Genomic DNA, 18,429 nt, shown 5'->3' on the forward strand with positions numbered 1-18,429 from the left:
TATGGGGGCTTTGACGAAAGCTGAGATGGCGGAACGTCTGTATGAAGAGCTGGGCCTGAATAAACGGGAAGCCAAGGAATTGGTCGAACTGTTTTTTGAAGAAATCAGGCACGCTCTTGAAGACAACGAACAAGTCAAATTGTCCGGTTTCGGCAATTTCGACCTTCGGGACAAACGCCAGCGGCCTGGCCGCAATCCGAAAACGGGTGAAGAAATCCCGATCACGGCTCGCCGTGTGGTCACCTTTCGTCCAGGGCAGAAGTTGAAGGCCCGAGTTGAGGCTTATGCTGGAACCAAGTCATAACGACGAACTACCCGTCATCCCAGGCAAACGCTACTTCACCATTGGTGAAGTCAGCGAGCTGTGTGCGGTAAAACCGCACGTGCTGCGTTACTGGGAGCAGGAGTTTCCTCAACTCAACCCCGTCAAACGCCGCGGAAACCGCCGGTATTATCAGCGACAAGACGTGCTGATGATCCGGCAGATCCGCGCGCTTCTTTACGATCAGGGGTTCACCATCGGCGGTGCACGCTTGCGTTTGTCCGGCGATGAAGCCAAAGACGACACGACCCAATACAAACAAATGATTCGGCAGATGATTGCCGAGCTGGAAGATGTGTTGGTGGTCCTCAAGAAATAATTTCCTGCTTTTGAATACTTCCAGTTTTCAAAAGCTTGCGATATATTCTTGATCGTTCCTTGAGATGAGGAACGAGTTTCACGCCTAGTCGGGGCGTAGCGCAGTCCGGTAGCGCACTAGCATGGGGTGCTAGGGGTCGAGTGTTCGAATCACTCCGTCCCGACCATATTTTTCAATGACTTAGCCCAATCTTTTCAGGTTGGGCTTTTTCATGTGCGTGAATTTTGCGTGACTCCTCTAATTTTTCACGCCTGCTTTCTCTTCAATATTGCCAGGACCGGTCCACGCGAATCGGTTGCTGATACCATGTTCGCAGCTTCAATCAGATGCCCGAGCTCAGCGCCCGAGTAGTGACTGGTGATGCTGCCGTTCTTGTGGCCAAGAAGAGCCTTGCGGTCTTTCTCGGTTACGCCTGCTGCGCGCAGCCGACGGCCAAATCGAATTATCTAATCGTCCGAAATTTCATGGCTGCTGTGATCGCCATCAATGCTGCGTGCAAACTGACCCCCCGCTGTCGGCACCTGGAGTAGGCGCCTATATGGCACTCACCCCCGCTGCTCGGCCACCAACAGCAACAACTGCGGCACAGGCGAAAACCGGCAGGATTCGGCCGGCATCACTGATGGTCAGCGACTCGAGTTCTTTGATGGTGATTTTGGCCATGAAATGGGTTCCCCCTACTTTTCCCCCCACACAAAACGACTGGCTCAGGGTGGAATCCTCACTGTGTTCGTTCGAATTGATGTCTTATTTGGCAGCCTCTTTATGGGTAAGGCGCAAAAAAATTTACGTTTTTTTTACGGTGGGTTTTGTTGCTCGCAACGATACTGGCCGGCAAAATTGACAGTGCTTTTATGCCTTGCAACCCTCAATCTCTTCGGTTTTTCCCACAAGATTTCCTTGGACTGATCAATGCTGTTTTAGGGGAGCAGAAGGTGGTGCGGGTCGGTCGCAGGCCCTTCAGAAAGAGTGATCACTTGGCTGTGCATGGACTACTGTCTTTATTACTCATTTGAATCTGATGGCAGTTTCAGTGAAGTCCACAACGGCCTTGAAATCTCACGGAATGCGTTTTCGGCCCTCAATATTCGAGACGTAGAAAGTGAGCAAAACAGCGACCCATGCAATTGAAGAACCCCATCGCAAAACTTCAGCGGTAGGACTGCTCGTCGCTGCTGTTGGGGTGGTGTACGGAGATATTGGCACCAGTCCCCTGTACACGCTTAAGGAAGTGTTTTCCGGTCACTACGGTGTCCAGGCCAACCACGATGGCGTGCTGGGCATTCTGTCGTTGATCTTCTGGTCGTTGATCTGGGTGGTCTCGATAAAGTACGTGCTGTTCATCCTTCGAGCCAACAACCAGGGCGAAGGCGGCATCATGGCGTTGACGGCGTTAGCCCGCCGTGCGGCAGCCCCCTATCCGTACATGAGCAAAGTACTCGTTCTGCTTGGCCTGTTCGGTGCAGCACTTTTTTACGGCGACAGCATGATCACCCCGGCGATTTCAGTGCTCTCTGCGGTTGAAGGACTACAGCTGGCGTTTGACGGAATAGAGCACTGGGTTGTGCCCTTGTCAGTGGTCGTGCTGGTGGCGTTATTCTTGATCCAAAAGCACGGCACGGCTCGCATCGGTATCCTGTTCGGCCCAGTGATGGTGCTGTGGTTTGTCGTGTTAGGTGCGCTGGGGATCTATGGCATATTGCAGCGCCCGGAAGTACTGCAAGCGCTCAATCCATACTGGGGAGCGCATTTTTTTATCGCTCATCCGGGAATCGGTGTCGCCATCCTGGGTGCTGTCGTATTGGCTTTGACCGGTGCCGAAGCACTGTATGCCGACATGGGCCACTTCGGCCGCAAGCCCATTGCCCGCGCCTGGTTCATTTTGGTGTTGCCTGGACTGGTACTCAATTACTTTGGCCAAGGTGCCTTGATCCTGGAGAATCCGGAGGCGGTGCGCAATCCGTTTTATCTGCTCGCGCCTAGCTGGGCACTGCTGCCGATGGTCGCTCTTTCCACTCTGGCTACCATCATCGCTTCTCAAGCCGTAATCTCCGGTGCTTTCTCCCTGACGCGCCAGGCCATCCAGCTGGGATACGTCCCTCGCATGTTTATCCAACACACCTCCAGCCAGGAGCAGGGACAGATCTATATCGGTACGGTTAACTGGGCGTTGATGGTTGGTGTCGTGCTGCTGGTGATTGGTTTCGAATCGTCCAGTGCGTTGGCCGCCGCCTACGGAGTCGCCGTGACGGGGACCATGTTGATCACCACCATCCTGTCCTCGGCTGTCGTCCTGCTGCTATGGAAAACGCCGCGCTGGTTGGCCGTCCCGATGTTGCTCGGATTTTTGCTGGTAGACGGTCTGTATTTCGCGGCCAATGCACCGAAGATCTTCCAAGGCGGTGCGTTCCCGGTGATTGCTGGCATTGGCCTGTTCATTTTGATGACCACCTGGAAAAGGGGCCGGAAGATCATTGTTGAACGGCTGGATGAAACCGCGCTTCCTCTACCGCTATTTATCGGCAGCATCCGTACTCAACCTCCCCATCGCGTACAAGGCACGGCGGTGTTTCTGACGGCCAGGGCCGATGCTGTTCCTCATGCGCTGTTGCACAACCTGCTGCATAACCAGGTTTTGCATGAGCAAGTGGTATTGCTAACCGTAGTGTCTGAAGACAGCCCTCGCGTCAGTGCTGAACGGCGGTTCGAGGTCGAAGCCTATGGTGAAGGCTTCTTCCGGGTCAGTCTGCATTTTGGTTTTATCGAGGAGCCCGATGTCCCCTTGGCGTTGAGTCTCTGTCACTTGGCTGAGCTGGATTTCAGTCCAATGCGAACGACCTATTTCCTCAGCCGAGAGACCGTGATCCCGACCAAACGCATCGGTATGGCCCGTTGGCGAGAAACCTTGTTCGCGTTTTTGCTCAAGAACGCCAATAGCAACTTGAAATACTTCAAGTTGCCGCTGAATCGGGTGATTGAGCTGGGCACACAGGTCGAGATGTAGCGGTAACAGGCCGCTTACTCCGGTAACCCTACGCTCAAGGAATAAAACGATACCCAACACCGGTTTCGGTGATGAGGTGTCGTGGCTGGGAAGGGTCTGCTTCGACTTTTTTACGCAGGCCCCCCATGAAAACTCGAAGGTAAGGCGTATCGGTGGTGTGCGCATGACCCCACACAGCCTTGAGTAGTTGCTGGTGTGTCAGGACCCGGTTCGGATGTGAGCAAAGATGGACCAGCTGGTGGTACTCCAGCGGTGTCAAATGTAGAGGGGCGACAGAGCGCTCCACGATACGCCGCTCCATATCAATCCGCACCTCGCCAAAGGCCAGGACCGCATGGTTCTCGGTATCTTTTACGTGTCTGCGTAGCATTGCGCGGACACGAGCCAGCAGTTCTCCGGTGCCAAACGGCTTCACCAGATAGTCATCTGCGCCAGTGTCCAGGGCCAGGATCTTGTCCGACTCCGCGCCACGGGCAGACAACACAATGATCGGCACCTCTGACCAACTCCTCATGTTCGTGATCTCACTTGATCATGATGAAGTGTTCAACGATGGGACCCCGCGCGCCACCGCGATCAAGAAGGTGATCGTCATCGTCGCCAGCAGCGCCCAGCCTTAGCGTATGTCGCTGACGACATGGCCAAACAGGAAACACAGCGCCGTTGGAATCAGGTAAATCGCGATCAACTGCAGGAAGTTGGTAATGACGATGGGGTTCTCATAGGGGTGGGCCGAGTTGGCGTTGAAGACACCGCCACCGTTAGTCCAGCATATTGATGGCCTCTTGTGACGCCACCGGCCCCATGGCAATGGTCTGCTTGTCACTGTTCATGCATTTTCAATGCGGGATTGCCTTGCGCATCAAGGGTCGGCTGACCGGCGTCATTGAGCGCCGGAACCTGGTACAGCATGACCTCCATCGTCGTGACTTCCTTATAGGGGTCAAGATTCTGGATTACGCCTTGGCTGACGAAGAACAACGCGAAAATCAGCGACAGCGGTAACAGCACCCACAAGGTAATGCGCGTGAGATCGGTCCAGGCATTGCCGATGCTGTCCGCGCTGTTGGCGCGCGAATCTGCGAATCAGGGCAGTATCAAACGACGAGTCCGGACTCACGGCGCCCATTCCTTGCGGGTTAAATGGCAGAACGCCTTGCAACCGTTGTAGTGCATAAACGACCAACAAACCCAGCGCATTGAATACGATCAAGGCGAGTGCGTATTGAAGCCAGCTCATCTGCATTTCAGATTTGACCCCGGCAAGGCGATACAGCGGCGACTCAATGCGCGAACCGAAGGTTAACCGGCCTTCCATCACGGTGGTCAGCCAAAGGCCAAGAGGCCAGGCCAGAATGCCGAGCGTCAGAAGAAAAGCCCCAAGCAGGACCCAGGCTTGAATAGTCACAGGAAGTCCTCCGGAAACAGCAACGCGCAGACGAGATAAACCAGCAACCCGGCCGCTATCAGGCTGCCGAATAGATAGAAGCCCGTTATGACCGCCTCCTGTTAAGCGCCGCACAGCCGCGCGCCAGTCCCACCAGACTGATAAAAAGCAGCGCTCCGAGTACTAAAAAGTTGAGTCCATGGTATTTCCTCCAGCAATGAAAGAAGCCTAGTTTGACGACTAATAAATTGTTAAAAGGATTGGGGGCGAAAGAATAAAGATCTTATAAAGATCCAAGATAGTGCGGTTAGATCAGGGGTAGTTGTTTAGTGAAGGGCGTTTTTCTTGGGCAGGTCTTCTCTTTGTCGCTTTACTATGGGGCGTCTCTGCTTGTTGTTTTTGGTTGAGTAGTTGCTGCTCAAATACTCAAAAACAAAAGATGCAAGTCCGAACAGTCCAATAATTGAAATGACCATAATGCCCAAGTCCGAGCTGCTCATAATATTCTCCCGTCGAAATTTGATCCGGAGGATAAAATATCTTCTGCAGAACTCAAGGCGATCTACGATTTCTTTACGATTCTTTTGGTTAATTATACGAAGCTATACGAATTGGGGGTGGTGGAAGTGATCGGCGCACTATGTCGCGCCGGTCGTTACCAGTGCCAGTTAAAAACTGTTACCTATGTGCTTGAACTGTTTTGTTACCTATGTGGGTGAGTCATACCCAGATGTATTTTTTCTCAGTTTATTGGCCCGCCTTGTTTCACCATAGCGCGCCATTCCTGGACGCTTGATCGCTCGTGCATTTTGGCATGCCATGCACGCATGCTTCACATTCATCAGGTATAGGCAGTTTCACCAGCGAGGCGAAAATCATGCCGCCCAGTACCGCAATGTCGGCCATCGAAAATGCATTGCCCGCCACAAAAGGCTGATTTTCCAGGACGCTGTTGAAACAGTGCATCCCCCTTACGGCCTTATCCCGTATCCGCTCACCCCATTCAGGGTTCTGAGAAAGCTCGACGTCCGGCCCAAGCCCCGGCGTTGCGCGATGGAAGTACGCGCTGAAAGCGTCCAGAAATTCAATTTCCGCACGATTGGTCATCATATGGATGATGCCTTTCTCAGTGGGCGTTTTACCGGTGAGCACAGGGCTGTCATCCAGAACATCCAGGTACTGAGTGATAGCGGTGCACTCCGCGATGAGCGTACCGTCGGCCAACTCCAGGACGGGAAGTGTTCCGGGGTAGTTGGCTAGAAACGCTGGTTTCTTGTGCTCGCCTGTCCATAGATTGACCGGTACAAACTCGATCCGGGACAGCAGGCCTTTCTCTGCTAACGGCATTGAAGTGTGCGAGCGACGTGCCCGCGCCATTTACACCGCCGTTGCACGCGCTCAATTGATTGCCCGAACTCGCTTCGATATCGGTTTATTCGACGAACTTGTTCAGAGCTATCAAGAGGCGGGACTCCTTCCGACATAACTGGCTTAACGCGTCATGGTGGGGCGTTTACAGCCTGACCGAGGGGGTGAAAGCAGTACGTCACGAATGGCTGCTTACGACCCAGGCTGTGTGAAAACGTTTTAGAAACAGTTCGACAGTCAGAATCGGCGATCACCGCGTCTCGCGAATGCGGTATCAGCTCGCCGAACACCGCGCAACTCCCTTCCGACGGTTGGACTTTTCCTCGAGTTGGATGGCGAAATCCATGGCCTCTCGGTAGTTGAAACGGTAGGCCCAGGTCTTGCCAGTGTATCGCTCGACGACCTGGAAGATGCCGAGCTTCATGGTCACCACCTGGAAGCGAACACCGCGGCGCGACTTCAGTCGATTAATGCGCCGGAAGAAATCGACGCGTGCTGCATTGGAGTGGATGAGCAGGGCGCCGAGCTCATCGATACGCTGCAGAAAGGATGGATGCATGTCTGATCCTCGAAGTGGGGAGCATGTATTTGTAAGCACTCGTGCCGCTAGCTGCTTGTCTATGGAAGCAGAGGTAGTTCTGACGGATAAATGTAGTCGTAAAAAAGCCACATCGAAACCTGACTCTACTTTGTGCGACACACGGACTTCTTCGCGAACCCGAGGGTTTTCTCTCGCAACCCCTGCTGGGCCTGCGCGGATCGACGGCCGGGATGGCGAAAGCCACCCTCCATCTATTCAAGGCAGATTCCAGGCGTTACGGGCAAGCTATCGAGAAATGCGGCAATCTGCCGGGTACCGCGCAAGTGCAGCGTAGAAGTTTGCGGGCCTATTGCCAGGCGCACCGCCTCGATACCTGGGCGATAGCCACGATCGAAATTCCACACGAAGTTCAGGAAGGTCAGGAACGCCCGATCGAGCTTCTCTGTACAGCCTGCTGCAAGGTCAGGGCGAGGGCGGTTCATTACGCTGCGCATGATCACCCGGGTGAAACAGGTGAGCCGCGGCGTATCGAGCCAGATGATCAGGTCGGTACGGGGCAGGCGGAGGTCGAAGGTTCGCCGCGCATAGTTGCCTTCACAAATCCAGGCATCCGGTGCGACCGCTTCGCGGACCCGTGCGCGGAACTGCTCGGCGTCGGGTTCGACCCAACCGGGCTCCCAGAACAGCGTGTCCAGGTGCACCACGGGCAGACTCAGTCGCTTGCCGAGGGCGCGGGCGAGGGTGGACTTGCCGCTACCGGCATTGCCCAGAATTACAATCCGTTGCATGAGGACTTCCTGTCGCGAAAAAAGCCGGCAATTGTGCAGGTTTTGGAGGGGCAGTTAAAGGCTGATGGATGGGTCGACCGCGCCACTCCAGAAGGTGTAAACCTTATTCAGGACGAGACAGTTGCTGCAAATAAGCCTTCGGCGAACACCCTGTTTTTTGCTTGAAGCAACGGTAGAACGTGGACAGCGAGTTAAAGCCTGAGGCGCTGGCAATCTCGTCAATGCGCGAGGCGTGGCGTTGCGCATTCAAGCGTGAAAGGGCTTCATCCAGGCGCAGCTGATTGAGGAGCGTATAAAACGTTTGCCCCCGAACCTGATTGAGAAAGAACGAGATCTGGTTGCGTGTGTAGCCAGTCGATGCCGCGACATGAGACAGGTCCAGCCGTGGATCGAGATAGGGCTTGGTCTGCTCGAAGAGGGGCGCTTGCTGGCGATCCGCGAAGCCAAGGACGCCAGTCCGCAAGTAGTCGGCTTCTGCAATGGCGGTGTCATGGGCTTGAGTGGGGCTACAACAACTACCTCGAAACCAATCAGATAACCCGATGCAACGGCGAAGCGTGGGGGTTGGTATCTGGGCTGAAGCGCCTGTTAACCCCACGCTCTGTAGCAGCCTGCGTTCGGCTGCGTAGCAGTCGTGAGACCTGAGTGTGCAGTCTTCCTGATCCACCGCGTCGCCTGATTTCACGACTGCTACGCAGCCGAATGCAGCCGAACGCAGGCTTCGCCAGCTGCAGGGGCGTGTTTCAGTGGATTTCTTCACTGGCTGGCAATAGGGCACCGCTATTTCAGATACCAGCCCCATGGCTGGTCGCTGACGTATTCGGTCACTTGCTTCACCTCCAGATAATTGTGCAGCCCCCATTGGCCGAGTTCCCGGCCAATACCGCTGTGTTTCATGCCGCCCCACGGTGCTTCCACAAAGGTGGGTTGAGAGCAGTTGACCCAGATAATCCCTGCGCGCAGTTGGTTGGCGACGCGGGCGGTACGTTGCAAATCAGCACTCATCACGGCGGCGGCGAGGCCGAAGCGGCTGGCGTTGGCCATTTGCAAGGCTTGCTCTTCGGTCTTGAAGCGCTTGATGCACAGCACCGGGCCGAACACCTCTTCGCGCCAGAGGATGCTGCTGTGTCCGGGCTCGTCGAAGATGGCCGGTTCGATGAAATAACCCTCTGGCAGATACGCCGGTTGCCGACCTCCGGTGAGCAGGCGTGCGCCGCTGGCCAGTCCCTGATCGATAAAGCCGAGGACCTTGTCGTGTTGACCCCGGCTGACCAAAGGGCCCAACAACACACCGGGTTCCAGCCCTGGGCCGATGGTGATCTTGCGGGTTTCCTCAACCAGTCGTTCGATCAACCGCGAGGCGATGTTTTCCTGCACCAGCAAGCGTGAAGTGGCGCTGCACACCTGGCCCTGGTTCCAGAAAATCCCGAACAGAATCCACTCCACCGCCGCTTCGACATCGGCGTCGTCGAACACAATCAACGCAGATTTTCCGCCCAGCTCCAGGCTGATGTTCTTGATGTCGCGAGCGGCCGCGGACATGATTTTTGCCCCGGTGGGCACGCTCCCGGTGAAGGCCAGTTTGTCCACGCCAGGGTGTTCGGTGAGCGGACCGCCGGCGTCGGCTCCAAGACCGGTCACGACGTTCAGGACCCCGGCCGGCAGACCAATGCGGTCGGCGGCCGCGGCCAGTTCCAGCGCTGTCAGTGGTGTCAGTTCGGACGGTTTCAACACCAGCGTGGCCCCGGCGGCCAAGGCGGGCGCGACCTTCCACGCGGCCATCAGCAGCGGGTAGTTCCAGGGGATGATCTGCCCGGCAACGCCGATCGGCTCATGACGGATGCGGCAGCGAAAGCGTTCATCCGGCAGCGCCAGCGGGTGGTCCTGCTGTTGATCCAGTTCCCGGGCCAACCCGGCGTAGTAACGAAAGCAACCGATCGCATCGCCAACGTCCCACAGCGCTTCGGGCAACGGTTTGCCGTTGTCGCGCACTTCCAGTTCAGCCAACGCCTGTTGACCACTGTCCAGTTCATCAGCCAACGCTTCCAGCCACTGCGCGCGCTCGGCGCCAGTGGTTTGGCTCCAGCCGTTATCGAACGCTCGTCTGGCGGCGCGCACCGCATGATCGACGTCTTCTTCGGTGCCCGCGGCTACCCGATGGAAAGCCTGTTCGGTGGCCGGGTCGATGACGTCCAGGTAGCCGCCCAGATCCGGGCTGACCCACTCGCCGTTGATGTAAAGCTGATCACGCATGGTGAGACTCCTGGACGCCGGTGCGGCGGTTTTGCAGGTGACGGGAAGTGAACAGCAGCGCCAGCGACGCGCAGATGATGACGGTCGAAACCGCGTTAATCTCCGGGGTCACGCCGCGGCGGATGGATGAAAAGATGTAGATCGGCAAGGTTGTTTCGGAACCGGCGACGAAGAACGCGATGATGAAATCGTCGAAGCTGAAGGTGAACGCCAGCAGAAACCCGGCCATGATCGCCGGACTGATCTGCGGCAGGGTGACCCGCCAGAACGTTTGCATTGGGGGGGCGTAGAGGTCGGCCGAGGCTTCCAGCAAGGCCTTGTCCAGTGAGTCGACGCGGCTGCGCACGATCACCATGACCAATGCCATGGTGAACAGCGAGTGCGCGGCGATCACGGTAAAGAAGCCCATGTTCAACCGTGGCACGCTCGGTATCCAGCTCGCCAGCAACGGGTTGATCAGGTCGAACAGGCTAATGAACGCAATCAGTGTCGAGATGCCGATGACGATCCCGGGCACGATGATTGCGCAATAGGTCAGCGCATCGAACAGCAACCGCACTTTGGCGCTGGCACGTTGCAAACCGAACACCGCGAGCGTGCCGAACAGCGTGGCAATCACCGCTGAAGTGAAGGCAATGAACGCGCTATGGCCCAGCGCCTCCATGATGAACGGGTTGCCAAACGCGCGACCAAACCACTGCACCGAGCAGCATTCGAACGCCAGGCCACTGCGCCCGGCGTTGAAGCTGAACAGCACGATCAACGCGATCGGTGCGTAGAGAAACAGGTACAGCGAAGTCGAATAGCTGCGCAGCCACATGTCACAACCCTCCGTCGGCAGGGCGGCCGCCATAGCGCGCCACCAGTTTCAAATACACGCCGATGATCAGCAGCATCATCGCCACCAAGGTCATCGCCAGCGCGCTGCCGAAGGGCCAGTTGCGCGATTGCAGAAACAGGTCGACCAGTGCGTTGCCGACGAAGAACACTTTGCCGCCACCGAGAATGGCCGGGATCAGAAACTCACCCATCAACAGGATAAACACCAACATCACCCCGGTAATGATCCCGGGCGCGGAGAGTGGCAGGGTGATCCGCCGGAAACTTTCGAAAGCGCTGGCACCCAGGTCTGCCGAGGCTTCGAGCAGACGCTTGTCGAGTTTTTCCAGGCTGACGTAAATCGGAAACACCATCAGCGGCAAGTAGCCGTAAACGATGCCGATCAGCACCGCCCACGGCGTATTGATCAGCCGCACGTCTTCAAGGCCAAGGCTTGCGAGCAAGGCCGGAATGCCCTTGCCGCTGAGGATGAAAATCCAGGCGTAAGTGCGGATCAGGAAACTGGTCCAGAACGGCACAATCACCAGCGTCAGGAGTAGCGAGCGGTTCTTGCTGACCTTGACTGCCAGAAAATACGCCAGCGGGTAAGCCGCCACCAGGCACACCAGCGTGCCCAGCGGCGCCAGCATCAGCGTGTTATTGAACGCCGTGCCACGGGAACCGAGATTCAGGTAGTTGGCCAGCGTGAAGCCACCGGCGTAACCGCCCACGGCACTGCGCTCGCCGAAACTGAAGACCAGAATGATCACCAGCGGCATCAACAACAGCAGCAGGAACCACAAGGTCGAGGGCAAGAGCATCAGTAGGGTGATCCGCCGACCGAGGCTGCGCCGTTGGCGAACCTCGAACGACAGGGCATTGCCCGGCTGCACCGTTTGCGGGTGGGTGGTGGCGTTCATGGGGGACTCCTCATTGGCCATGGCCAGGCGATCAGGCGGACTTGAAGCGAGCCATCAGTTCGGCGCGCGCCGGACTGGTGAGCGTCGCCGCGGCACCGAATTCCAGAGGACTGAGCGCTTCGGCGGCCGGGTACATGATCGGATCGTCGAGCATGGCGGTGGGCAGCAACGCATCGACGCGTTTGTCGCCGCTCGGGTAGCCGTGGCTCAACACTTCGAGCTTGTTGTGCTGCGGATCGAGCAGGTAGTTGATGAAGGCGTAGGCCGCGTCCTTGTGCTCCGAGCTTTTGGGAATGGCAAAGAAGTCACTCCACAGTTCGCCCCCTTCCTTGCCCAGTTCGAACTGCATCTGCGCGTTGTCGCGGTGCAACTGAGAGGCATCGCCGGTCCAGGACATCGCCAGCCAGGCATCGCCGCTGCGCATTGACGGCTGGATGTCGGAGTTGATGGCGAACAGGTGCGGCTTGACCTCGATCAGCAGCTTTTCGGCATCGGCCAGTTCTTTCGGGTCCAGGGAGTTGAAGCTATAGCCGAAGCTTTTCAGCGCGTTGCCGATGGCGGTCAGTTGGTAGTCGTGAACCATCGTCCGGCCGCTGGCGGGGCCTTGAGCTGCTGCCCAGAATTCTTTCCAGCTGGCGGGGCCGTTCTTCAGTTTGCCGGCGTCGTAGAGCATGCCGGTAGTGCCCCAGTTTTTCGGCACCGCATACACCTTGCCGTCCACCGTTCCTTGGGCCATGAATTTTTGCTGGAACGCCGACGCCTCAAAGTTGGGAATGCGCGACAGGTCCAATGGTTCGATCAGGCCCAGGCTAACGTAAGTGCTGATGGTGTAGTTGGTCGGCACCAGTACGTCCCAGCCACTGCCACCGGCCTGCAATTTGGCAAGCATCTCTTCGTTGGAACCGAACACGCTCATCGAAACGCGCGCACCGGTGGTTTTGGCGAAGGTGTCGAGGTTTTCCTGGCTGTGGTAATTCGGCCAAGTCGCTAGCGACAGGCGATCGCCCAGCTTGGCCTGCTCGGCGGCCCCGGCGGTGGAGATCAGCAGGCCGGGCATGTTGGTTGCGACCACCGCTGCGGCAATTCCCAGGCCTGTGCGACCAAGGAACTCGCGGCGGCTGATCGAGCCGTTCTGCCAGCTACGCAGGGTTTTGATAAACGTCTTCTGGTCCATAGCACGCTCCACATTCGGTTGATCAAACGAATCGATGATTTACAACGCCATGGCCAGGCCATTGGCGTGATCCCAGCCGACGCTCACTGCAGCGCCGTGTTCGAATGCATTGGCGCCGTGATCCTGCTGGCGCGGCACACGCACGCAAACCACGCCAAAGGCTTGGGTGCGCACGCGGTATTCGGTGGAGTTGCCGAGGTAGATGCGGTCTTCCACGTGGCCTTGCAGCTTCACTTCTCGGGTCATGTCGGCGTTGGCGCTGGCGATGCTGATCAGCTCCGGGCGCACCGCGATGCAACCGGCGACGCCTGCGCTTAAGGCTTTGCCGGTGGGCGTCAGTGGGCTGGTCAGTTCCAGTCCTTGCTCTGTACGCAGCACAACTGAATCGCCCTGCATTTGGCGAACCGTGCCGTTGAACAGATTGGATTCGCCGATAAAGTCGGCCACGTAACGGCTGGCCGGCGCTTCATACAGTTGTTCCGGGGTGGCGGTCTGGATGATCGAACCGTTGTGCATCACGCTGATGCTGTCACTCATCGACAAGGCTTCTTCCTGATCGTGGGTGACCAGCACAAAGGTAATGCCGACTTCGCGTTGCAGGCGCAGCAGCTCGGATTGCATTTCCTTGCGCAGCTTGCGGTCCAGCGCCGCCAGCGGCTCGTCCAGCAGCAACACGGTCGGCTTGTTGACCAGCGCCCGGGCCAGGGCCACACGCTGCTGTTGGCCGCCGGAAAGTTCACTCGGCTTGCGTTGGCCGAAGCCGCTGAGGCGCACCATTTCCAACGCCTCATCAGCCATGCGCAGTTGGGTTTTTTTGTCGGGACGCGGGGTGCGATAACGCAGCCCATAGGCGATGTTCTGTGCCACTGTCAGGTGCGGGAAGAGGGCGTAATGCTGGAACACCATGTTCACCGGCCGTTCAAACGCCGGCACTCCGGCAACGTTCTTGCCCGACAGGCGCACTTCGCCGCTACTGGGCTGTTCGAAGCCGGCGATCATGCGCAGGGTGGTGGTTTTGCCGCAGCCGGAACCGCCGAGGAAGGAATGGAATGAGCCGCGGCGCACCGCGAAGTTTAGGCCATTGACGGCTGACACCTCGCCATAGCGTTTGACCACGTTGCAGAATTCGATATCGCTTGGCGAAGTGTCATTCACGCTGTTGTTCACGAGGTGGGCTCCCTTGCAGTGATGAATCAGTGCGTCGGGGGCCAAACTAGCAATCGGGGTTTTGCGCTGTATATATCCCTTGGGGGATAGAGTCGGTTTCAGGTGTCAGGCTTCGACGACCAGTTCCTGGCCGGTAAGGTCGCGGATAAACAGCCCGAGCAATTCGGACTGGCTGCCGATGCCGAGTTTGGCGTAGATGTTCTTGCGGTGAATCTTCACCGTGCCAGGACTGATGCCCAGTTGTTCGGCGACCGAGGCGCTGGAGTGACCGCGTAGCAGCAACTGGACAATCTCTTGTTCGCGGTGGGTGAGGATGTGCGCGCCGAACTGATCGAAGGCTTCGCGGATCTTGAAGTCCAGGTCCTGCGCCGGGCGCGGTTGCTGGGCTTGACGCAAACGCCAGGCTTCATTGATGACCTGTTCAACCACGGCCTGCGCGCACTCGATCAACTGCATCTCGTCACGACCAAAAGCACAGCTGGCGGTGGATCGCATCAACGACAGAACGGCCATGGCGCCGCGACCGAGGTCGACGAAAAACGCCACTTCTTCAGCCAGTCCGGTTTGCTGGTAATACGTCAGGTAATACTCGCCGAGGTAAAAGTGGTCGGGTGCGAACTGTCGCAAACGCCACAGTCCAGGCGCTTGCCCGCGAGTGCATGCCAGGTAGAACGGATCAAGTAAATAGGGCCCGCACTGATAGTCATCGACATACACCGCACGCTTGTCGGCTGCGAAGGTGTCGAACAGCGCCAACGGCCGATGATTGCCTTCGTAGACGAACAGAACGAAGTGATCGACCGGGCATATTTGCCGCAACCAGTGACTCAAGCCTGCTAACCGCGCATGCCCGGGAGGAAGGTCCAGTAAATGGGCAACACCGGCAGTCCAGAGTTTCAGTTCCTTGGGGCGCATGGCGGCTTCAAGCAGGATTGGATTGCGTTTAGATGCACAATTTGCGCCATGGCTGTTTTGGCCTTGCAGGGCGGGGCGCGTGATGTCGAGTCGTTGAAAAGACGCCCCGTAACAGGGCCGGATGTTACCGAGTGCTACAGGGTTGGTATCAGAAGTGATGGGGTCGGCCGCCCATGGGCCAGGCATTCGATCCCCGGCGGATCGGCCTCGGCATCGCCCATTCGGACTAGGCAGGGCTGACGTTTCTGTTGTGTGCCGCTGGCACCAAACTCGAAGGCCAGAGGGGTGTCGCTTCATGCGTGCCCCGCCTAACGAGCAGAAGGCGCCGCGATGGAGTTTTCATTCAGCGACAAACAGGAAATGATCCGCGCATCGGCCGAGGGCTTTCTCGCCGATGTCTCGGATTCTGCCGCCGTGCGAGCGGCGATGGTCAGCGAGCGAGGTTTTGACGAGGCACTCTGGCAGCGCCTGTGCCGCGAAATGTACTGGCCGGCGATTCATATTCCAGAAGCGTACGGCGGCCTGGGACTGGGCTTTGTCGAACTGTCGATTCTGCTGGAACAGATGGGCCGGCGCTTGCTGTGTTCGCCGTTCTTCGCCACCGCCTGCATGGCCACACCCGCGCTGTTGCTGGCCGCCAACGAACACCAAAAACAACGCTGGCTGCCGTTGATCGCCGACGGCAGCCTCACCGCTACGCTGGCCTTCAGCAGCGCCAGCGGCTGGGCGGCCAAGGATGTTCAGGCCACGGTGGTGACCGAGGGCGAGGGTTTTGTGCTTAACGGAACCCTTAATCATGTGCTCGACGGGCACAGCGCTGACGTCTTGATCATCGCCACACGGGTTCCCGGATCGACCGGCGAGGCGGGCATCAGCCTGTTCGCCGTGGACGCGGACTGGGCAGGGATCGAGCGTCAAATGTTGCCGACCATGGACCAGACCCGTCGTCAGGCACGGGTTCAGCTCAAGGGGCTGTACCTCAGCGCTGACTGCCTGCTCGGTGAGGCCAGTTTCCAGACGCTCAAACACCGTGCCGCCGACATGATGCTGCAGGTCGAATGCGCACGTTCGGCCAGTTATTACGCGGCCTGCGTGGCCCAGGAAGTCCTCGATCCTGAAGGCGATCCGCAGGTGGCCGCCGAGCTGCCGCTGGCGGCGGCGCTGGCCAAGGCGCACTGCTCTGAAACCTATTTCCACTGCGCGTCCTAGTCGATCCAGTTGCATGGCGGCGTTGGTTTCACCTGGGAATACGACCCGCACCTCTACTTCAAACGCGCCCGTGGCAGCGAAAGCTTTCTCGGGCTACCTGCCTGGCATCGCCAGCGGATTGCCGCAGTGATTCTTGGAGAGCAGCCATGAAAATCAGTTTCAGTGAGCAGGACGAGTGCTTCCGTCAGGAAGTGGCCGACTGGTTGAGCGCGAACCTGTGTGGTGAATTCGAGCCCCTGCGATTTCGGGGTGGCCCGGGTGATGGGCATATGTATCCGGGTGAACGCAAAGCCTGAGAACGCAAACTCGCCGAGGGCGGCTGGACCTGTGTCGGCTGGGCGCCGGAGCACGGTGGGCGTGGTCTGTCGATCAGCCAGCAAGTGATTTTCCACGAAGAGTACGCCCGCTCTGGCGGCCCGGGACGCCAGAGCGGGCATATCGGCGAAGGGCTGGCCGGGCCGACCATTGCCGCGTTCGGCACTGCCGAGCAGCAACAGCGCTTTCTGCCGGGCATCGTCAACGGCACGTCCTTCTGGTGCCAGGGCTATGCCGAACGGGGTGCGGGGTCCGACCTGGCCAACGTCAAGACCCGCGCGGTGCTTGATGAAGCCAGCGGCACCTGGGTGATCAACGGACAAAAAGTCTGGACCTCCCTGGCCCATGAGTCGGACTGGTGTTTTGTGATCGCCCGCACTGAACCGGGCAGCGCTGGCCATCGCGGCTTGTCCTTCTTGCTAGTGCCCATGGTCCAGACGGAGATTACCGTGCGGCCGATCGAGCAGCTCACAGGCACCTGCGAGTTCAACGAAGTGTTCTTCGATGATGCCTGCACCGACGCCGCCAATATTATTGGCGCGCCGGGCGAGGGCTGGAAGATCGCGATGGCGTTGCTCGGTTTTACACCCTGAGCACCTACATGGCCGCCTCGAAACTGGTGCAGGGCGGCAAGATCGGGCCAGAGTCTTCGACCAACAAAATCTTCTGGTCGGAACTCGATCAGCGCATGCACGACACCGCCATGAGCATTCTCGGCTTGCGTGGCGAGCTGCTGCCCGAAGCACCTGCTGCGGGCGACGTCGGCCATTGGCTGGAAGGTTTTCTGTTTTCCCAGGCCGGACCGATCTATGCCGGCACCAACGAGATCCAGCGCAACATCATTGCCGAACGCCGCCGCGTTTAATCGTGGCGCGCTGGGCTGTGCCGCGCAAATGCTGGGGCTGGCCAAGCGCATGGTCGACCTCGCGGTGGATTACACCTCTGAACGCAAACAGTTCGGCAAACCGGTGGGTTCGTTCCAGGCGGTCAAGCATCTGATGGCCAACGTCGCGGTGCAGATCGAGTTCGCCAAAGGGCCGCTGTATCGCGCCGCTTATGCACTGGCCGAGCAGCAACCGGGACAAGAAATGCTGGTGTCCCATGCCAAGTTGGCAACTTCGAAAGCAGGCATGCTCGCCGCGAAAAACACCATTCAGGCCCATGGCGCCATGGGTTACACCTGGGAAGTCGACCTGCATTTGTTCATGAAGCGCGCTTGGGCGCTGGACAAGGTCTGGGGTGACCGCGGCCATCATAAAGGGCGGATCCGCGCGGCGTTGTTCGACGGCAATCCAGCACTGGGTGCTGGAAAAACTTTCTGATGGCGACTGTGCCTGACGTCAACATTTACCCCGAGGTACTCCATGCCTGAAGCCTATGTTGTCGACGCCCTGCGCACGCCCACCGGGCGGCGCAAGGGTGGTTTGAGCCAGATTCATGCAGCCGATCTGGGCGCCCACGTCTTGCGTGCGCTGGTCGAGCGCAACGACATCCCCGATGACGATTACGACGACGTGATCTTCGGCTGTGTCGACACCATCGGCCCGCAGGCCGGGGACATAGCCCGCACCAGTTGGCTGGCCGCCGGCCTGTCGGAGGCGGTACCCGGCACCACCATCGATCGCCAGTGCGGTTCGACCCAGCAAGCGGTGCACTTTGCCGCCCAAGCGGTGATGAGCGGCACCCAGGATGTGGTCGTCGCCGGCGGCGTGCAAACCATGACCCAGATTCCTATTTTCTCAGCCATGATCGCTGCCGAACCACTGGGCTTCAGTGATCCGTTCAGCGGCTCCGAAGGTTGGGCCCGGCGTTATGGCGCACAACCGCCGACTCAATTCCGTTCGGCGCAGATGATTGCCGAGAAGTGGGGGCTGTCCCGCGAACAACTGGAAGCCTATTCACTGGAGTCCCATCAGCGGGCATTGCGG

Annotated in this window: 20 protein-coding genes, 1 tRNA gene and 6 pseudogenes (1 of these 27 only partly in view); 11 read left to right on the forward strand and 16 right to left on the reverse strand. The window is 58.2% G+C overall.

Annotation, left to right across the window (positions count from 1 at the left end; genetic code table 11):
• Position 1 precedes the first annotated feature (1 nt).
• The 3 genes from ihfA (at position 2) to QFX16_RS10710 (ending at position 807) form a co-directional block, all read left to right on the forward strand.
• Positions 2-304: an integration host factor subunit alpha gene (ihfA, locus tag QFX16_RS10700; protein WP_002553164.1), complete on the forward strand. Its 303-nt coding sequence runs from the start codon at positions 2-4 to the stop codon at positions 302-304.
• On the forward strand, positions 285-641 hold the full coding sequence (locus QFX16_RS10705; RefSeq protein WP_003179985.1) for a MerR family transcriptional regulator: 357 nt from the start codon (positions 285-287) through the stop codon (positions 639-641). The genes ihfA and QFX16_RS10705 overlap by 20 nt, the downstream gene beginning before the upstream one ends.
• An 89-nt stretch (positions 642-730) precedes the next feature.
• Positions 731-807, forward strand: a tRNA-Pro gene (locus QFX16_RS10710).
• A gap of 79 nt (positions 808-886) precedes the next feature.
• On the opposite strand, the pseudogene QFX16_RS10715 reads toward QFX16_RS10710, so the two are convergent.
• Positions 887-1,078 (reverse strand): annotated as a pseudogene (locus tag QFX16_RS10715) (tyrosine-type recombinase/integrase); the annotation flags it as partial.
• 101 nt (positions 1,079-1,179) lie between these two features.
• On the opposite strand from QFX16_RS10715, the gene QFX16_RS10720 reads away from it, so the two are divergent.
• Both QFX16_RS10720 and QFX16_RS10725 read left to right on the forward strand, forming a co-directional pair.
• Positions 1,180-1,485: a hypothetical protein gene (locus QFX16_RS10720; RefSeq protein ID WP_283183874.1), complete on the forward strand. Its 306-nt coding sequence runs from the start codon at positions 1,180-1,182 to the stop codon at positions 1,483-1,485.
• 258 nt (positions 1,486-1,743) lie between these two features.
• Positions 1,744-3,645 carry a potassium transporter Kup gene (locus QFX16_RS10725; RefSeq protein WP_283183875.1) on the forward strand — a complete coding sequence of 634 codons (1,902 nt, stop codon included), beginning with the start codon at positions 1,744-1,746 and terminating at the stop codon, positions 3,643-3,645.
• A gap of 34 nt (positions 3,646-3,679) precedes the next feature.
• Here the strand turns inward: QFX16_RS10725 and QFX16_RS10730 are convergent, their stop codons facing one another.
• Positions 3,680-4,141 carry a winged helix-turn-helix domain-containing protein gene (locus QFX16_RS10730; protein ID WP_283183876.1) on the reverse strand — a complete coding sequence of 154 codons (462 nt, stop codon included), beginning with the start codon at positions 4,139-4,141 and terminating at the stop codon, positions 3,680-3,682.
• Here QFX16_RS10730 and QFX16_RS10735 point away from each other — a divergent pair.
• Positions 4,131-4,265 carry a hypothetical protein gene (locus QFX16_RS10735; RefSeq protein ID WP_283183877.1) on the forward strand — a complete coding sequence of 45 codons (135 nt, stop codon included), beginning with the start codon at positions 4,131-4,133 and terminating at the stop codon, positions 4,263-4,265. The two genes, QFX16_RS10730 and QFX16_RS10735, sit on opposite strands and share 11 nt — an antisense overlap.
• On the opposite strand, the gene QFX16_RS10740 is transcribed toward QFX16_RS10735, so the two are convergent.
• From QFX16_RS10740 to QFX16_RS10760, 5 genes and pseudogenes are all read right to left on the reverse strand, one after another.
• Positions 4,262-4,471 (reverse strand): potassium-transporting ATPase subunit KdpA, encoded by a 210-nt coding sequence (locus QFX16_RS10740; RefSeq protein ID WP_283183878.1) that lies wholly within the window; start codon positions 4,469-4,471, stop codon positions 4,262-4,264. The two genes, QFX16_RS10735 and QFX16_RS10740, sit on opposite strands and share 4 nt — an antisense overlap.
• Complete coding sequence (locus QFX16_RS10745) at positions 4,468-4,656, reverse strand: potassium-transporting ATPase subunit KdpA (RefSeq protein WP_283184547.1); 189 nt, start codon at positions 4,654-4,656, stop codon at positions 4,468-4,470. Before QFX16_RS10745 ends, QFX16_RS10740 begins: the two co-directional genes overlap by 4 nt.
• Positions 4,589-5,053: a potassium-transporting ATPase subunit KdpA gene (locus tag QFX16_RS10750; RefSeq protein ID WP_283183879.1), complete on the reverse strand. Its 465-nt coding sequence runs from the start codon at positions 5,051-5,053 to the stop codon at positions 4,589-4,591. The genes QFX16_RS10745 and QFX16_RS10750 overlap by 68 nt, the downstream gene beginning before the upstream one ends.
• The gene (gene kdpF / locus QFX16_RS10755; RefSeq protein WP_349294113.1) at positions 5,050-5,142 is read right to left on the reverse strand and encodes a K(+)-transporting ATPase subunit F; all 93 of its coding nucleotides are present in this window, start codon (positions 5,140-5,142) and stop codon (positions 5,050-5,052) included. Before kdpF ends, QFX16_RS10750 begins: the two co-directional genes overlap by 4 nt.
• A gap of 632 nt (positions 5,143-5,774) precedes the next feature.
• A pseudogene (locus tag QFX16_RS10760) lies at positions 5,775-6,409 on the reverse strand (glutathione S-transferase N-terminal domain-containing protein).
• Here QFX16_RS10760 and QFX16_RS10765 point away from each other — a divergent pair.
• Positions 6,387-6,518, forward strand: a pseudogene (locus QFX16_RS10765) (TetR/AcrR family transcriptional regulator); the annotation flags it as partial. The pseudogenes QFX16_RS10760 and QFX16_RS10765 sit on opposite strands and share 23 nt — an antisense overlap.
• Before the next feature lie 156 nt (positions 6,519-6,674).
• Here the strand turns inward: QFX16_RS10765 and QFX16_RS10770 are convergent.
• The 9 genes from QFX16_RS10770 to QFX16_RS10810 all read right to left on the reverse strand — a co-directional run bounded on the left by QFX16_RS10770 (position 6,675) and on the right by QFX16_RS10810 (position 14,977).
• The gene (locus tag QFX16_RS10770) at positions 6,675-6,959 is read right to left on the reverse strand and encodes a hypothetical protein (protein WP_283183880.1); all 285 of its coding nucleotides are present in this window, start codon (positions 6,957-6,959) and stop codon (positions 6,675-6,677) included.
• A 233-nt stretch (positions 6,960-7,192) separates the two neighbouring features.
• Positions 7,193-7,729 carry a P-loop NTPase family protein gene (locus tag QFX16_RS10775; RefSeq protein ID WP_283183881.1) on the reverse strand — a complete coding sequence of 179 codons (537 nt, stop codon included), beginning with the start codon at positions 7,727-7,729 and terminating at the stop codon, positions 7,193-7,195.
• Between the two features lie 103 nt (positions 7,730-7,832).
• A complete protein-coding gene (locus QFX16_RS10780; RefSeq protein WP_283183882.1) occupies positions 7,833-8,531 on the reverse strand; it encodes a helix-turn-helix domain-containing protein in 699 nt (232 codons plus the stop codon).
• Positions 8,510-9,982, reverse strand: a complete 1,473-nt coding sequence (locus QFX16_RS10785; protein ID WP_283183883.1) for an aldehyde dehydrogenase family protein — start codon at positions 9,980-9,982, stop codon at positions 8,510-8,512. Before QFX16_RS10785 ends, QFX16_RS10780 begins: the two co-directional genes overlap by 22 nt.
• Positions 9,975-10,802: an ABC transporter permease gene (locus QFX16_RS10790; RefSeq protein ID WP_283183884.1), complete on the reverse strand. Its 828-nt coding sequence runs from the start codon at positions 10,800-10,802 to the stop codon at positions 9,975-9,977. Before QFX16_RS10790 ends, QFX16_RS10785 begins: the two co-directional genes overlap by 8 nt.
• A 1-nt stretch (position 10,803) precedes the next feature.
• On the reverse strand, positions 10,804-11,721 hold the full coding sequence (locus QFX16_RS10795) for an ABC transporter permease (protein ID WP_283183885.1): 918 nt from the start codon (positions 11,719-11,721) through the stop codon (positions 10,804-10,806).
• A gap of 31 nt (positions 11,722-11,752) precedes the next feature.
• Complete coding sequence (locus QFX16_RS10800) at positions 11,753-12,895, reverse strand: ABC transporter substrate-binding protein (RefSeq protein WP_283183886.1); 1,143 nt, start codon at positions 12,893-12,895, stop codon at positions 11,753-11,755.
• Between the two features lie 39 nt (positions 12,896-12,934).
• Complete coding sequence (locus QFX16_RS10805) at positions 12,935-14,062, reverse strand: ABC transporter ATP-binding protein (protein ID WP_439900113.1); 1,128 nt, start codon at positions 14,060-14,062, stop codon at positions 12,935-12,937.
• Positions 14,063-14,167: 105 nt separating this feature from the next.
• On the reverse strand, positions 14,168-14,977 hold the full coding sequence (locus QFX16_RS10810) for a response regulator transcription factor (RefSeq protein WP_283183887.1): 810 nt from the start codon (positions 14,975-14,977) through the stop codon (positions 14,168-14,170).
• Between the two features lie 330 nt (positions 14,978-15,307).
• Between QFX16_RS10810 and QFX16_RS10815 the strand changes: the two are divergent.
• The 4 genes and pseudogenes from QFX16_RS10815 to QFX16_RS10830 form a co-directional block, all read left to right on the forward strand.
• Positions 15,308-16,336 (forward strand): annotated as a pseudogene (locus QFX16_RS10815) (acyl-CoA dehydrogenase family protein).
• Positions 16,333-17,366: pseudogene (locus QFX16_RS10820) on the forward strand (acyl-CoA dehydrogenase family protein). Before QFX16_RS10815 ends, QFX16_RS10820 begins: the two co-directional pseudogenes overlap by 4 nt.
• Positions 17,353-17,823 (forward strand): annotated as a pseudogene (locus tag QFX16_RS10825) (acyl-CoA dehydrogenase family protein); the annotation flags it as partial. The pseudogenes QFX16_RS10820 and QFX16_RS10825, both read left to right, overlap by 14 nt.
• A 42-nt stretch (positions 17,824-17,865) precedes the next feature.
• Positions 17,866-18,429 carry the start of an acetyl-CoA C-acetyltransferase gene (locus tag QFX16_RS10830; protein ID WP_283183888.1) on the forward strand. Its footprint extends 585 nt past the window's final position, so 564 of the gene's 1,149 nt are visible here — the first part of the coding sequence; its start codon is at positions 17,866-17,868; its stop codon lies off the right edge, out of view.

Origin of the sequence: Pseudomonas svalbardensis (assembly GCF_030053115.1) — a bacterium.
In the GTDB taxonomy this organism is placed as follows: Bacteria; Pseudomonadota; Gammaproteobacteria; order Pseudomonadales; family Pseudomonadaceae; genus Aquipseudomonas; species Aquipseudomonas svalbardensis.

Bases quoted from the DNA above. Each gene is read 5' to 3' on its own strand.
- ihfA (WP_002553164.1), top strand. From the start codon at position 2: ATGGGGGCTTTGACGAAAGCTGAGATGGCGGAACGTCTGTATGAAGAG.
- QFX16_RS10705 (WP_003179985.1), top strand. From the start codon at position 285: ATGCTGGAACCAAGTCATAACGACGAACTACCCGTCATCCCAGGCAAA.
- QFX16_RS10720 (WP_283183874.1), top strand. From the start codon at position 1,180: ATGGCACTCACCCCCGCTGCTCGGCCACCAACAGCAACAACTGCGGCA.
- QFX16_RS10735 (WP_283183877.1), top strand. From the start codon at position 4,131: ATGATCGGCACCTCTGACCAACTCCTCATGTTCGTGATCTCACTTGAT.
- QFX16_RS10770 (WP_283183880.1), bottom strand. From the start codon at position 6,959: ATGCATCCATCCTTTCTGCAGCGTATCGATGAGCTCGGCGCCCTGCTC.
- QFX16_RS10775 (WP_283183881.1), bottom strand. From the start codon at position 7,729: ATGCAACGGATTGTAATTCTGGGCAATGCCGGTAGCGGCAAGTCCACC.
- QFX16_RS10780 (WP_283183882.1), bottom strand. From the start codon at position 8,531: ATGGGGCTGGTATCTGAAATAGCGGTGCCCTATTGCCAGCCAGTGAAG.
- QFX16_RS10785 (WP_283183883.1), bottom strand. From the start codon at position 9,982: ATGCGTGATCAGCTTTACATCAACGGCGAGTGGGTCAGCCCGGATCTG.
- QFX16_RS10790 (WP_283183884.1), bottom strand. From the start codon at position 10,802: ATGTGGCTGCGCAGCTATTCGACTTCGCTGTACCTGTTTCTCTACGCA.
- QFX16_RS10795 (WP_283183885.1), bottom strand. From the start codon at position 11,721: ATGAACGCCACCACCCACCCGCAAACGGTGCAGCCGGGCAATGCCCTG.
- QFX16_RS10800 (WP_283183886.1), bottom strand. From the start codon at position 12,895: ATGGACCAGAAGACGTTTATCAAAACCCTGCGTAGCTGGCAGAACGGC.
- QFX16_RS10810 (WP_283183887.1), bottom strand. From the start codon at position 14,977: ATGCGCCCCAAGGAACTGAAACTCTGGACTGCCGGTGTTGCCCATTTA.